This is a genomic window from Escherichia sp. B1147 (assembly GCF_001660175.1).
GTDB classification, from domain to species: Bacteria; Pseudomonadota; Gammaproteobacteria; order Enterobacterales; family Enterobacteriaceae; genus Escherichia; species Escherichia whittamii.
In genome coordinates this window covers 50,933-64,160 of the sequence record NZ_LFHY01000010.1, presented here as the reverse complement: position 1 = coordinate 64,160, position 13,228 = coordinate 50,933, and the positions used below count along the sequence as shown (strand labels likewise).

The window sequence follows — 13,228 nt, the reverse complement described above, 5'->3', positions numbered from 1 at the left end:
CCAGGCAGTGTCCCGCGATGACGGGGCGTTGCCTTTTCGGCTTCTCAACCGGGAAGCCGTTCTTATTACCGGACAATGAAGGGGTAAAGATGAACACTTCACCGGTGCGAATGGATGATTTACCGCTTAACCGTTTTCACTGTCGAATTGCTGCGCTCACTTTCGGCGCGCACCTGACAGACGGTTATGTTCTTGGCGTCATTGGTTACGCCATTATTCAGCTTACTCCAGCCATGCAACTGACGCCGTTTATGGCGGGAATGATAGGGGGCTCGGCGCTCCTTGGCCTGTTTATCGGCAGCCTGGTTCTGGGATGGATCTCCGACCATATTGGTCGGCAAAAAATCTTCACCTTCAGCTTTATGCTGATTACGCTCGCCTCGTTTTTGCAATATTTCGCCACTACGCCAGAACAGCTGATTGTGCTGCGCATTTTGATCGGTATTGGTCTGGGAGGCGATTACTCAGTAGGTCACACCTTGCTGGCTGAATTTTCCCCGCGCCGCCATCGCGGTATTTTGCTGGGTGCATTCAGCGTGGTGTGGACCGTAGGCTATGTGCTGGCAAGTATTGCCGGACATCACTTTATTTCCGAAAACCCGGAGGCCTGGCGCTGGCTGCTGGCATCGGCAGCTCTGCCCGCATTGTTGATTACGTTATTACGCTGGGGAACGCCAGAATCGCCACGCTGGCTGCTACGCCAGGGACGTTTTGCAGAAGCTCACGCTATCGTGCATCGCTATTTTGGTCCCCATGTTTTATTGGGCGATGAAGTCGCAACGGCGACCCATAAACACATCAAAACTTTGTTCTCTTCGCGCTACTGGCGACGCACGGCGTTTAACAGCGTGTTCTTTGTCTGCCTGGTGATCCCGTGGTTTGTTATTTATACCTGGCTGCCGACCATCGCCCAGACTATTGGTCTGGATGATGCGCTGACTGCCAGCCTGATGCTTAATGCGTTGTTGATTGTTGGCGCGCTACTGGGGTTAGTTCTGACGCACCTGCTGGCCCATCGCAAATTTTTGCTGGGAAGTTTTTTGCTACTGGCGGCAACGCTGATGGTGATGGCCTGTTTGCCTTCCGGCAGTTCGGTAACATTGCTGCTCTTTGTTCTCTTCAGTACCACCATTTCGGCGGTCAGTAATCTGGTGGGCATTTTGCCTGCGGAGAGTTTTCCTACAGACATTCGCTCGTTAGGCGTAGGTTTTGCCACCGCCATGAGTCGGTTGGGGGCGGCGGTAAGTACTGGCCTGCTGCCGTGGGTGCTGGCGCAGTGGGGAATGCAAGTCACCTTATTGCTCCTGGCGGCAGTGTTGTTGGTTGGTTTTGTTGTGACCTGGCTATGGGCGCCAGAAACTAAAGCTCTCCCGCTGGTGGCGGCGGGAAATGTAGAGCAACGACAGGGAGGTGTAAATGAACATTCTGTTAGCGTTTAAAGCCGAACCGGATGCCGGGATGTTGGCGGAAAAAGAGTGGCAGACGGCGGCTCAGGGGAATAGCGGACCGGATGTTTCGCTGCTGCGAAGTTTACTCGGTGCTGATGAACAGGCCGCTGCCGCGCTGCTGTTAGCGCAGAGAAAAAACGGTACGCCAATGTCTTTAACCGCGTTAAGCATAGGCGATGAACGGGCGTTGCACTGGCTGCGTTATCTTACGGCTCTTGGGTTTGAGGAAGCTGTATTGCTGGAGACGGCGGCAGATCTGCGTTTTGCGCCGGAATATGTCGCCCGGCATATTGCCGAATGGCAGCGCCAGAATCCGCTGGATCTGATCATTACCGGCTGTCAAAGCAGCGAAGGGCAGAACGGGCAAACGCCGTTTTTGTTGGCGGAAATACTGGGCTGGCCCTGTTTCACCCAGGTGGAGCGTTTTACACTCGACGCACCGTTTATCACCCTCGAACAGCGTACTGAAAACGGGCTGCGCTGTTGCCGTGTCCGCTTACCTGCGGTGATTGCTGTACGTCAGTGCGGTGAAGTGGCCTTGCCAGTACCGGGAATGCGACAGCGAATGGCTGCGGGGAAAGCGGAAATTATCCGCAAAACTGTTGCTGCTGAATCGCCAGCGATGCAGTGCCTGCAACTGGAAAGGCCAGAACAACGACGCGGTGCAACGCTTCTTGATGGGCAAACGGTAGCAGAAAAAGCGCAAAAACTATGGCGGGATTATTTGTGCCAGAGGATGCAGCCATGAATATCGCAATAGTGACCATAAATCAGGATTATGCCGCAATGGTGGGCTGGCTGGCGGAGCAGGATTTCAGCGACAGCACACTAATCCACTGGCAAATCGAGCCGCAGCCGATGGTTGCGGAACAGGTGCTGGATGCGCTGGTGGAACAGTGGCAGCGAACGCCTGCTGAAGTTGTCCTCTTTCCTCCGGGATCGTTTGGTGATGAACTGTCGACCCGGCTGGCCTGGCGTTTACATGGGGCCAGTGTCTGCCAGGCGGTTTCATTAGATATACCGACCGCAAGCGTGCGCAAATCCCACTGGGGAAATGCGCTAACGGCGACGCTGCAAACAGAAAAACGCCCGCTATGCCTTTCCCTGTCGCGCCAGGTTGGCGCGGCGAAAAACGTCGCGTTGCCATCAGGTATGCAACAACTGAATATTGTTCCCGGAGCGCTTCCCGACTGGCTGGTGGGTATAGAAAACCTGAAAAATGTTACCCGTGACCCATTAGCTGAGGCCAGACGAGTACTGGTGGTGGGGCAGGGCGGCGAGGCAGATAGCCAGGAAATCGCTATGCTGGCTGAAAAGCTGGGAGCAGAAGTGGGCTACAGTCGGGCGCGAGTGATGAACGGTGGTTTTGATGCCGAAAAGGTCATTGGTATTTCCGGGCATCTGCTGGTGCCAGATGTTTGCATTGTGGCGGGCGCATCCGGTGCGGCAGCGTTAATGGCGGGAGTACGCAATAGCAAGTTTGTGGTGGCTATTAATCATGACGTCAGCGCGGCGGTATTTTCACAGGCAGATGTTGGTGTGGTGGATGACTGGAAAGCCGTGCTGGAGGCATTGGTGGCAAATATTCACTCAGATTGCCAATAACATACAGCCGGATGCGGCGTGGACGCCTTATCCGACCAACGGTTGTGAGCTCGGGACAGGTAGGCCTGATAAGACGCGTTAGCGTCGCATCAGGCGCTGAATGTCGGATGTTGCGTGCGGCCTATAAATAACACAAATTCAATTCGTTACGATTATCCCGTCAAAGCAATTTTTTCGCTAACGTCCAGACCCCGGTATTCGTGGTGGAAAGCGCCACGACACCCGCGTTAATTGCATTACGCGCATCTTCTTCATCGCACACCAGCCCGCCTGCAATCAGCGGCTGGCGGATTTTCTCCGTCACCCAGCCCAGCACTTTGGGCATACAGCCTGGCAGGATCTCAATACAATCCGGATTCGATTGCGCAACTTGTTTATCAATGTTGTGAAACGAAATCGAATCGACAATAAACAAGCGATGAATACAGAAAAAACCTTCTGCTCTGGCGGCTTTCAACATTGAGGCTTTGGTACTGATTATACCGTCCGCTTCGGTCACCAGTTTCAGAAACTGAATCACCACTTCCTTGTTCGATGCGCCTTCCAGCAAATCGACATGGATAAAGGCATATTTCCCGGCATTTTTAATCTTTTTAACGATATGACTGATGGTGCAGATATTGCCGTACAACACGGAAATAAACCGGCATTCAGAGTCGATTGCCAGTTGCAGGCTGGCATTGTCTTTAACGGCAGCAATCACCGGATTCTGACGGAGCAGGTGTAAGAGGGGCATAAATTATCCTTATTATTTATCCAAAGCGGTAGGTGATGCCGAATCCGGAAGGCGGATAGCGCCACTGTTGTAGTGTTTTTTCGTCGCACAGCAAACGGCAGGTTCCGCACTCAAGGCAACCGCGATAATCAACGCGCAAGTCCCCTTCCGGCGTGAGTGCAAAAAGCCCTGCCGGACAGGCGTTAATCAATCGTTCTGCCGTTTGGCGCTCAACGTATTTAGCGGGAACAATATGCGGCGCATCAGCAGCGCGCCAGAAATTACGGGCTACAGACATCGGATACTCCTGATAACATCGCCCGCCAGATGCCACAGGCCATGACGACGTAAATGGCGCCAGAGTAACTGGCGCAGCGGCGGAACAGGTTTATCCCCCTGATCCCATAAATCACGGGAAATATCCTGCATTAACGCAGGCCACATCCGATACCAGCCTGGGCGTTGCAAAAGCGCAGGAACATGCTGATAACGCTGTAGAACATCCCACAGTAGGCTGCACTCTATGTTTTGATGATAAAGCGGAAACAGACTCTGCGGCTCGCGTTGCTGACAGGCGCTTATCAGGGTTTGTGCCGCCGCATGTGCGCCAGTCAACGCCATATCCATACCGCGCACGGAAATTCCGGTATTGACGCAACTGCGCAATGCATCACCCACCAGCAGCCAGCCGTTACCAGCGTATTGTACCGGCATACTGTGCAGACCACCTTCCGGCACCAGATGCGCGCCATACTCCAGAGATTGCGTGTTTTTGATAAGCGGGCGCACTGCCGGATGTGTTTTAAAGCGGGCCAGCAGTTCGCTCGCCGGGACACGACTTTGCGTGAGGGAAGGAAGCGGGCAAACAACCCCTAACGAAAGCGTTTGTTGATTGGTATAAAGAAATGCACCGCCGGGCAGGTCATCACAGATTTCGCCGCTGAACAGCATTGCCGCACCTTCGTTGCTTTCCAGATGAAAACGCTCTTCGATAACGGACCTCTCCAGTGCCAGCACTTCTTTGATACCCAACGCCATAGATTCGCCAGCAGGGCGGGTAACTAATCCGTGTCGTTCCGCCAGGAGGCTATTGGCACCTTCTGCCAGGACGATATAACGGGCGCGGAGAATATCATCGCCACAGATAACGCCACACACTCTGCCGTTTTCTTCATACAGCGCATCTACCGTCGCACCAGGGATACACTCGACACCTTCTTTTTCGGCTTCTGCAACCAGCCACGGATCGAACCGCGCGCGTAACACGCTCCATGATTCGCCGCTGGGCAGTAAGCTGGAAAATGTCGTTGCGCCATCCGGCGTTAACAGGGAAAGGCTTTCGTGAGTGATGCGACGCTCAAGGGGCGCGGTCAGATGAAATTGGGGGAGGAGTTCCGCGAGTGCATGGGTATATAGCCGTCCGCCGGAAAGATTTTTACTGCCGGGAATTTCAGCTCGTTCCAGTAACAGAACAGACAAACCCGCTCGCGCGCAGCGTAATGCACAAGCGGTGCCCGCAATGCCGGCACCGATAATAATAATGTCGCAGTCATCTTCCATGGTGTGCTCCAGATATCCTGAACGCAACACCCTAACATGGCGTTACTTAAGGGAAATTGACCGCCGACACACTCTTATCATTCGCCGCGATAGATACAGCCCGCAGTGCAGGTTTCTTTCACCATCACCGCACTTAATAGCGGCACAACAGGTTTAACTTGATCCCAAATCCATTTTGCTAAAACTTCGCTGGTCGGGTTTTCCAGACCGGGTATATCATTGAGATAATAGTGGTCCAGGCGATCGTAGGTCGGTTTAAACGCCGCTTTCAGTTCAGCGAAATCGATAATCCAGCCCGTATGTGGATCGACTTCCCCAGTAATTTCCAGGCGCACCATAAAAGAATGCCCGTGTAAGCGCCCGCACTTATGTCCCTGTGGGACGTGCGGCAGACGGTGAGCGGCTTCGAAGGTGAAATCTTTAAATAACGTGGTGGACATCATAATTTCTCTACAGGACGATAAAACCGCCGTAGAGTACCGGAAAGCCTGTTTTTTCGCATTACTAAAAACAGGTTTGTTGCGCAAAATGACCGATTTAACTTAATTGCGGTCGACATTTATCTATTTTTCATTGAGTTAATAAATCTATTTTGTTGTTAAAGACTATTGCTAAAACAGGTTAGTCGATTTGGTTATTAGTTATCGCTATCCCGTCTTTAATCCACCCCCTTCGCGCCGTTAACCTTACCTTCTCTTCTGTTTTATGGGCGCTGACAGGGCCGATAAACAGCTTTGCTTACTGGAACATAACGACGCATGACGACACAGGTCTCACCTTCCGCTTTGCTTCCGCTGAACCCGGAGCAACTGGCACGCCTCCAGGCGGCCACTACCGATTTAACGCCCACCCAGCTTGCCTGGGTATCTGGCTATTTCTGGGGAGTGCTCAACCAGCAACCTGCTGCACTTGCGGCGACGCCAGCTTCTGGTGCAGAAATGCCGGGTATAACTATTATCTCTGCTTCGCAAACCGGCAATGCGCGTCGGATCGCTGAAGCATTACGCGATGACTTATTAGCGGTAAAACTGAACGTTAAGCTGGTGAACGCGGGCGACTATAAATTCAAACAAATCGCCAGTGAAAAACTGCTTATCGTGGTGACTTCAACACAAGGGGAAGGGGAACCGCCGGAAGAAGCCGTCGCGCTGCATAAGTTCCTGTTCTCCAAAAAAGCGCCGAAGCTGGAAAACACCGCGTTTGCCGTGTTTAGCCTCGGTGATAGCTCTTATGAATTTTTCTGCCAGTCCGGGAAAGATTTCGACAGCAAGCTGGCGGAACTTGGCGGTGAGCGCCTGCTCGATCGCGTCGATGCGGATGTGGAATATCAGGCTGCCGCCAGCGAATGGCGCGCCCGCGTGGTTGATGTACTGAAATCTCGCACGCCTGTCGCAGCACCTTCCCAACCCGTCGCTACTGGCGCGGTAAATGAAATTCACACCAGCCCTTATAGCAAAGAGGCGCCGCTGGTGGCGAACCTTTCGGTTAACCAGAAAATTACTGGACGTAACTCTGAAAAAGACGTTCGCCATATCGAAATTGACTTAGGCGACTCTGGCCTGCGCTATCAGCCGGGCGATGCGCTGGGGGTGTGGTATCAGAACGATCCCGCACTGGTTAAAGAACTTGTTGAACTGCTGTGGCTGAAAGGCGATGAACCCGTCACCGTTGATGGCAAAACGCTGACTCTGAGCGAAGCGCTACAGTGGCACTACGAACTGACGGTTAACACCGCCAACATCGTTGAGAACTACGCCACGCTTACCCGCAGTGAAACGCTGCTGCCGCTGGTGGGCGATAAAGCGAAGTTACAGCATTACGCCGCGACCACGCCGATTGTCGACATGGTGCGTTTCTCTCCGGCACAGCTTGACGCTGAAGACTTGATTAACTTGCTGCGCCCGCTGACGCCTCGTCTTTACTCCATCGCCTCCTCGCAGGCGGAAGTCGAGAGCGAAGTGCACGTCACAGTCGGCGTGGTGCGTTATGACGTGGAAGGCCGCGCCCGTGCTGGTGGTGCCTCCAGCTTCCTCGCCGATCGCGTGGAAGAAGAGGGCGAAGTCCGCGTCTTTATCGAACATAACGACAACTTCCGCTTACCCGCTAACCCGGAAACGCCGGTGATTATGATTGGCCCCGGTACGGGTATCGCACCGTTCCGCGCCTTTATGCAGCAACGCGCAGCTGACGAAGCGCCGGGTAAAAACTGGCTGTTCTTCGGCAACCCACACTTTACGGAAGATTTCCTCTACCAGGTGGAATGGCAGCGTTATGTGAAAGAGGGCGTGCTGACGCGTATCGATCTCGCCTGGTCGCGCGATCAAAAAGAAAAAGTTTACGTACAAGACAAACTGCGCGAACAGGGCGCAGAACTGTGGCGCTGGATCAACGACGGTGCCCACATTTATGTCTGCGGCGACGCTAATCGCATGGCGAAAGACGTTGAACAGGCACTTCTGGAAGTGATTGCCGAATTTGGTGGCATGGACACCGAAGCGGCGGATGAATTTTTAAGTGAGCTGCGCGTAGAGCGCCGTTATCAGCGAGATGTCTACTAATGAGCGAAAAATATCCAGGGCCTTTAGTGGTCGAAGGTAAACTGGCAGATGCCGAGCGCATGAAGCTTGAAAGCAACTATCTGCGCGGCACCATTGCAGAAGATTTAAACGACGGCCTGACAGGCGGCTTTAAAGGCGACAACTTCTTGCTGATCCGTTTCCACGGCATGTATCAGCAAGATGACCGCGACATTCGTGCTGAACGTGCTGAACAGAAGCTGGAACCACGTCATGCCATGATGCTCCGCTGCCGCTTGCCGGGTGGTGTTATCACCACCAAACAGTGGCAGGCGATTGATAAATTTGCTGAAGACAACACGATTTACGGCAGCATTCGTCTGACCAACCGCCAGACGTTCCAGTTCCACGGTATTCTGAAAAAGAACGTCAAACCGGCACACCAGATGCTGCACTCGGTCGGTCTGGATGCATTAGCCACCGCCAACGACATGAACCGTAACGTGCTGTGCACCTCAAACCCGTTCGAGTCGCAGCTGCACGCGGAAGCCTACGAATGGGCGAAGAAAATCTCTGAGCATCTGCTGCCGCGTACTCGCGCTTACGCGGAGATCTGGCTCGATCAGGAAAAAGTTGCTACCACCGATGAAGAACCGATCCTCGGTCAGACCTACCTGCCGCGTAAGTTCAAAACCACGGTAGTTATTCCGCCGCAGAACGATATCGATCTGCACGCCAACGACATGAACTTCGTGGCGATAGCCGAAAACGGTAAGCTGGTAGGCTTCAACCTGCTGGTTGGCGGCGGCCTTTCGATGGAACACGGCAACAAAAAAACCTACGCCCGTACAGCAAGCGAGTTTGGTTATCTGCCACTGGAACATACGCTGGCCGTGGCGGAAGCGGTCGTTACCACCCAGCGCGACTGGGGTAACCGTACCGACCGTAAAAATGCCAAAACCAAATATACCCTGGAGCGCGTGGGCGTTGAGACGTTTAAAGCGGAAGTGGAACGTCGTGCAGGGATCAAGTTTGAGCCGATCCGCCCGTATGAATTTACCGGACGTGGCGATCGTATCGGCTGGGTAAAAGGGATCGACGACAAATGGCACCTGACGCTGTTCATCGAAAATGGTCGTATTCTCGATTATCCGGGGCGTCCGCTGAAAACCGGCCTGCTGGAGATCGCGAAGATCCACAAAGGCGATTTCCGCATTACGGCTAACCAGAATCTGATCATCGCCGGTGTACCGGAAAGCCAGAAAGCGAAGATCGAGAAAATCGCGCAGGTGAGCGGCCTGATGAATGTCGTCACTCCGCAGCGTGAAAACTCAATGGCCTGCGTGTCGTTCCCAACGTGTCCGCTGGCGATGGCGGAAGCTGAACGTTTCTTGCCGTCGTTTATCGACAACATCGATAATTTAATGGCGAAACATGGCGTCAGCGATGAGCATATCGTAATGCGAGTGACGGGCTGCCCGAATGGCTGTGGTCGCGCGATGCTGGCGGAAGTTGGCCTGGTGGGTAAAGCGCCGGGTCGCTACAACCTGCATCTTGGCGGCAACCGCATGGGAACACGTATCCCACGAATGTATAAAGAAAACATCACCGAGCCGGAAATCCTGGCGTCGCTTGATGAACTGATTGGGCGCTGGGCGAAAGAGCGCGAAGCGGGTGAGGGCTTCGGCGACTTTACGGTGCGTGCGGGCATCATTCGCCCGGTGCTCGATCCGGCGCGCGATTTGTGGGATTAACATGAATTGCCACTTCTGCTTGGTTTTGTAGGCCTGATAAGACGCGCCTGCGTCGCATCAGGCATCGTGGCGCCTTTGCCGGATGCGGCGTAAACGCCTTATCCGACCTACGGAACCGTAACACGCATCAGGCAAGGCAAACAGTGAGGAACCTATGTCCAGACTCGATCTAAACGCCCTGAATGAGCTGCCAAAGGTAGACTGCATTCTGGCACTGGCAGAAACTAATGCCCAACTGGAAAAACTGGACGCCGAAGGCCGCGTCGCCTGGGCGCTGGATAATCTGCCCGGTGAATATGTGCTTTCTTCCAGCTTCGGCATTCAGGCAGCGGTGAGCCTGCATCTGGTGAATCAGATTCGCCCGGATATTCCGGTGATCCTCACCGATACGGGTTACTTGTTCCCGGAAACTTACCGTTTTATTGATGAGTTAACGGACAAACTCAAGCTCAACCTGAAAGTGTACCGCGCCACCGAAAGCGCCGCCTGGCAGGAAGCGCGCTACGGCAAACTGTGGGAGCAGGGCGTTGAAGGCATTGAAAAATACAATGACATCAACAAAGTTGAACCGATGAACCGGGCGCTGAAAGAACTGAATGCGCAAACCTGGTTTGCTGGCCTGCGCCGCGAACAATCCGGCAGCCGTGCCAATTTACCGGTACTGGCTATCCAGCGTGGTGTATTTAAAGTGCTGCCTATTATCGACTGGGATAACCGCACTATTTATCAGTACCTGCAAAAACATGGCCTGAAATATCATCCTTTATGGGATGAAGGATATTTATCGGTGGGAGATACCCATACAACCCGTAAATGGGAACCCGGCATGGCAGAAGAAGAAACGCGTTTCTTTGGTTTAAAAAGGGAATGTGGGCTGCACGAAGGCTAAAACTTCGCTCCGCTTAATAAACGCCTCTGTCTGAAAAGATGGGGGCGTTTTTATTTTGCGAGGAGCGTTCCTGCTTTTAAACGTGAATGTAGCAAGGGGAATCTACAGGCATAGAATGGCGTCGGGTGCTTGAGGCTGTCTGGCGTTAAGCATTCGCGAGGTTCCAGATGGACAAAAGCCCCAGGCGATATTTCTATCAACCTGAGGCCAGCGTTCGAACACAGCAATTCGGATGTTAGTCTCTTCTTTGCAGGGAGGCAAGACATGCTGACAAAATATGCCCTTGTGGCAATCATCGTACTGTGTTGTACAGTGCTGGGATTCACGCTCATGGTAGGCGACTCATTGTGTGAGTTGAGTATCAGAGAACGTGGTATGGAGTTTAAGGCAGTTCTCGCTTACGAATCGAAGAAGTAGCCATCACGCGGGGATAAAACCCCGCGTATTGAATTGTTATAGTTTGGCCTTCTGCACCCGTTTTTTATACTCTTTTTCAGGTGGCATTGATTTCCTGCAGGCTCGGGAGTGATCATTTCAAACCCATCAGGACGCCTTCGCCAGCTCCTTCACCAGCGGTAGCATTATCCGCATAACATCACGGCAGCGGCGTTCTATTCTTCCAGGAAGTGCCTTATCAATATGCTGTTGATTATCCAGTCTTACATCATGCCAGCTAGTTCCCGCAGGGAATGCGGCTGTTTTTGCGCGTTGCTGATAACCGTCTTTATTTCCCAGATTCCAGTTTGTCGCTTCCACCGAAAGTACAGCAATGCCCGCTTTGTCGAAAATTTCTGCGTCATTACAACATCCGGTGCCTTTCGGATAGTTTTTATTCAAACCTGGATTTGTGGTGGCGGCAATTCCATGACTGCGGGCAATTGCCAGCGCCCGGTCGCGCGTTAATTTCCTTACTGCTTCAGGTGTTTTTACGCCACTGTTGAAATACAGCTTATCGCCAACAATCAGATTATCGAGATTAATCACCAATAAAGTATTTTTCTTTTCGGTATCACTCATGCGTTTGAGTAAATTCTCAGCGCCTAATTTCCCTTCCTCTTCGCCACTGGTCGCTACAAAACGAATGCCATATTCGGTTGGCGTATTTTTCAGGCGTTCAGCCAGCTCCAGCATGACACCTAAACCTGCGGCATTGTCATCCATTCCTTGTAACGTCAGCCCGCCGAGATTGGCATCTGCATCTGCGTCGCTCTGCGGGGCATAGGTATCCAGATGCGCCATGATAATGATCTGCTGCGGCGCTTTGCCTTCATGAGCGGCAATCACCGTACTTCCCGTCACGTTGTGCCAGTTTTTGCGGTTATCGCGGGCGGTATAAATATATCGGCTATTAAATGTCCGAATATCACTGCGGTAACCCATTTGCTGAAACTGTTGCCGAATATAATCGGCTGATAACATTTCTGCGGGTGTACCGGTCATTCGTCCCGGAAAGAAAGTGGCAATATGTCGCGCCTGTGTATTGGCAAAATCGCCAGGTTTAGGTGACGAGGCGTGTACGGGGAGAATAAAGCATACGCCGAGCGCCAGGGCAGCGGTACGGTGGCGCAATGCGGAAAACATAGTGAGTCCTTAAATACCATGCAAATTTTTTACCGCCATAGTATGAAACTGCCGCTGCGCTAAAACAATTTCAAATCTTCCTAAACGCCCGAAATCCGGTAGCTTAAGCACTTTTTGATATTTGCTTTGCCAAAGCGTTATTCCGTTAAGGAACTACTCATTCCAATTGGTAATTTCATTCGTTCTCCTGCGCTCCCTATAGTCGAAACATCTGATGGCAAGAAAATAGCGGTATTGCAAAGGAACGGTTATGGATCAAAAACGACTTACCCACCTGCGACAGCTGGAGGCGGAAAGCATCCACATCATTCGCGAGGTGGCGGCAGAATTCTCAAATCCGGTGATGCTCTACTCCATCGGCAAAGATTCCAGCGTCATGCTGCATCTGGCGCGCAAGGCGTTTTATCCTGGTACGCTGCCGTTCCCACTGCTGCATGTCGATACCGGCTGGAAATTCCGCGAGATGTATGAGTTTCGCGATCGTACGGCGAAAGCTTACGGCTGCGAGCTGTTGGTACATAAAAATCCAGAAGGCGTGGCGATGGGGATTAACCCGTTCGTGCACGGCAGCGCCAAACATACCGACATTATGAAAACCGAAGGCCTGAAACAGGCGCTGAATAAATACGGCTTTGATGCCGCCTTCGGTGGTGCACGTCGCGATGAAGAGAAGTCCCGCGCCAAAGAACGAATCTACTCTTTCCGTGACCGCTTTCATCGCTGGGATCCGAAAAACCAGCGTCCGGAGTTGTGGCATAACTATAACGGGCAGATCAACAAAGGCGAAAGCATCCGCGTTTTCCCGCTCTCTAACTGGACCGAGCAGGATATCTGGCAATACATCTGGCTGGAAAATATTGACATTGTTCCGCTGTATCTCGCCGCTGAACGTCCGGTCCTGGAACGCGACGGTATGTTGATGATGATTGATGACAACCGTATCGACCTGCAACCGGGCGAAGTGATTAAAAAACGGATGGTGCGCTTTCGCACGCTGGGCTGTTGGCCGCTGACCGGTGCGGTGGAATCAAACGCACAAACACTGCCGGAAATCATCGAAGAGATGCTGGTTTCCACCACCAGTGAACGTCAGGGCCGCGTGATTGACCGCGACCAGGCGGGGTCCATGGAGCTGAAAAAACGTCAGGGGTATTTTTAAG

At 52.7% G+C, this 13,228-nt stretch carries 13 protein-coding genes; 8 read left to right on the top strand and 5 right to left on the bottom strand.

The features are described 5' to 3' along the window. The first annotated feature begins 17 nt into the window (after positions 1 to 17). Genes A9180_RS09285 through A9180_RS09275 form a run of 3 tightly spaced genes read left to right on the top strand, consistent with a single transcriptional unit; the run spans position 18 to position 3,053 of the window. Positions 18 to 1,439, top strand: a complete 1,422-nt coding sequence (locus A9180_RS09285; protein ID WP_074399507.1) for an MFS transporter — start codon at positions 18 to 20, stop codon at positions 1,437 to 1,439. After that, on the top strand, positions 1,417 to 2,196 hold the full coding sequence (locus A9180_RS09280; RefSeq protein ID WP_064528148.1) for an electron transfer flavoprotein subunit beta/FixA family protein: 780 nt from the start codon (positions 1,417 to 1,419) through the stop codon (positions 2,194 to 2,196). Before A9180_RS09285 ends, A9180_RS09280 begins: the two co-directional genes overlap by 23 nt. Further along, a complete protein-coding gene (locus A9180_RS09275; RefSeq protein WP_064528145.1) occupies positions 2,193 to 3,053 on the top strand; it encodes an electron transfer flavoprotein subunit alpha/FixB family protein in 861 nt (286 codons plus the stop codon). Before A9180_RS09280 ends, A9180_RS09275 begins: the two co-directional genes overlap by 4 nt. A 160-nt stretch (positions 3,054 to 3,213) precedes the next feature. Here A9180_RS09275 and A9180_RS09270 read toward each other — a convergent pair whose 3' ends face one another. The 4 genes from A9180_RS09270 to queD all read right to left on the bottom strand — a co-directional run bounded on the left by A9180_RS09270 (position 3,214) and on the right by queD (position 5,771). After that, a complete protein-coding gene (locus tag A9180_RS09270; protein WP_064528142.1) occupies positions 3,214 to 3,789 on the bottom strand; it encodes a glycerol-3-phosphate responsive antiterminator in 576 nt (191 codons plus the stop codon). A 16-nt stretch (positions 3,790 to 3,805) separates the two neighbouring features. Further along, on the bottom strand, positions 3,806 to 4,066 hold the full coding sequence (locus A9180_RS09265; RefSeq protein ID WP_064528139.1) for a ferredoxin family protein: 261 nt from the start codon (positions 4,064 to 4,066) through the stop codon (positions 3,806 to 3,808). Continuing rightward, positions 4,057 to 5,328 (bottom strand): FAD-dependent oxidoreductase, encoded by a 1,272-nt coding sequence (locus A9180_RS09260; protein ID WP_064528136.1) that lies wholly within the window; start codon positions 5,326 to 5,328, stop codon positions 4,057 to 4,059. The genes A9180_RS09265 and A9180_RS09260 overlap by 10 nt, the downstream gene beginning before the upstream one ends. 77 nt (positions 5,329 to 5,405) lie before the next feature. Continuing rightward, entirely contained in the window at positions 5,406 to 5,771 is a 366-nt protein-coding gene (gene queD, locus A9180_RS09255) for a 6-carboxytetrahydropterin synthase QueD (RefSeq protein ID WP_016159619.1), read from the bottom strand. Positions 5,772 to 6,086: 315 nt separating this feature from the next. On the opposite strand from queD, the gene cysJ reads away from it, so the two are divergent. The 4 genes from cysJ (at position 6,087) to A9180_RS09235 (ending at position 10,904) form a co-directional block, all read left to right on the top strand. Beyond that, complete coding sequence (gene cysJ / locus A9180_RS09250; RefSeq protein WP_064528133.1) at positions 6,087 to 7,886, top strand: NADPH-dependent assimilatory sulfite reductase flavoprotein subunit; 1,800 nt, start codon at positions 6,087 to 6,089, stop codon at positions 7,884 to 7,886. Beyond that, entirely contained in the window at positions 7,886 to 9,598 is a 1,713-nt protein-coding gene (cysI, locus tag A9180_RS09245) for an assimilatory sulfite reductase (NADPH) hemoprotein subunit (protein ID WP_064528130.1), read from the top strand. The genes cysJ and cysI overlap by 1 nt, the downstream gene beginning before the upstream one ends. Positions 9,599 to 9,752: 154 nt before the next feature. After that, entirely contained in the window at positions 9,753 to 10,487 is a 735-nt protein-coding gene (cysH, locus tag A9180_RS09240; protein ID WP_064528127.1) for a phosphoadenosine phosphosulfate reductase, read from the top strand. Between the two features lie 264 nt (positions 10,488 to 10,751). Continuing rightward, positions 10,752 to 10,904, top strand: coding sequence for a Hok/Gef family protein (locus tag A9180_RS09235; RefSeq protein ID WP_000956458.1), 153 nt, complete (start codon positions 10,752 to 10,754; stop codon positions 10,902 to 10,904). A gap of 126 nt (positions 10,905 to 11,030) precedes the next feature. On the opposite strand, the gene iap is transcribed toward A9180_RS09235, so the two are convergent. Then, on the bottom strand, positions 11,031 to 12,068 hold the full coding sequence (gene iap / locus A9180_RS09230; RefSeq protein ID WP_064528124.1) for an alkaline phosphatase isozyme conversion aminopeptidase: 1,038 nt from the start codon (positions 12,066 to 12,068) through the stop codon (positions 11,031 to 11,033). Positions 12,069 to 12,318: 250 nt separating this feature from the next. Here iap and cysD point away from each other — a divergent pair, with 250 nt between their 5' ends. Further along, entirely contained in the window at positions 12,319 to 13,227 is a 909-nt protein-coding gene (gene cysD / locus A9180_RS09225; protein ID WP_000372392.1) for a sulfate adenylyltransferase subunit CysD, read from the top strand. The last annotated feature ends 1 nt before the right edge of the window (position 13,228 follow it).

Coding starts and splice junctions, on each gene's coding strand:
- A9180_RS09285 (WP_074399507.1), top strand. CDS start 18: ATGACGGGGCGTTGCCTTTTCGGCTTCTCAACCGGGAAGCCGTTCTTA.
- A9180_RS09280 (WP_064528148.1), top strand. CDS start 1,417: ATGAACATTCTGTTAGCGTTTAAAGCCGAACCGGATGCCGGGATGTTG.
- A9180_RS09275 (WP_064528145.1), top strand. CDS start 2,193: ATGAATATCGCAATAGTGACCATAAATCAGGATTATGCCGCAATGGTG.
- A9180_RS09270 (WP_064528142.1), bottom strand. CDS start 3,789: ATGCCCCTCTTACACCTGCTCCGTCAGAATCCGGTGATTGCTGCCGTT.
- A9180_RS09265 (WP_064528139.1), bottom strand. CDS start 4,066: ATGTCTGTAGCCCGTAATTTCTGGCGCGCTGCTGATGCGCCGCATATT.
- A9180_RS09260 (WP_064528136.1), bottom strand. CDS start 5,328: ATGGAAGATGACTGCGACATTATTATTATCGGTGCCGGCATTGCGGGC.
- queD (WP_016159619.1), bottom strand. CDS start 5,771: ATGATGTCCACCACGTTATTTAAAGATTTCACCTTCGAAGCCGCTCAC.
- cysJ (WP_064528133.1), top strand. CDS start 6,087: ATGACGACACAGGTCTCACCTTCCGCTTTGCTTCCGCTGAACCCGGAG.
- cysI (WP_064528130.1), top strand. CDS start 7,886: ATGAGCGAAAAATATCCAGGGCCTTTAGTGGTCGAAGGTAAACTGGCA.
- cysH (WP_064528127.1), top strand. CDS start 9,753: ATGTCCAGACTCGATCTAAACGCCCTGAATGAGCTGCCAAAGGTAGAC.
- A9180_RS09235 (WP_000956458.1), top strand. CDS start 10,752: ATGCTGACAAAATATGCCCTTGTGGCAATCATCGTACTGTGTTGTACA.
- iap (WP_064528124.1), bottom strand. CDS start 12,068: ATGTTTTCCGCATTGCGCCACCGTACCGCTGCCCTGGCGCTCGGCGTA.
- cysD (WP_000372392.1), top strand. CDS start 12,319: ATGGATCAAAAACGACTTACCCACCTGCGACAGCTGGAGGCGGAAAGC.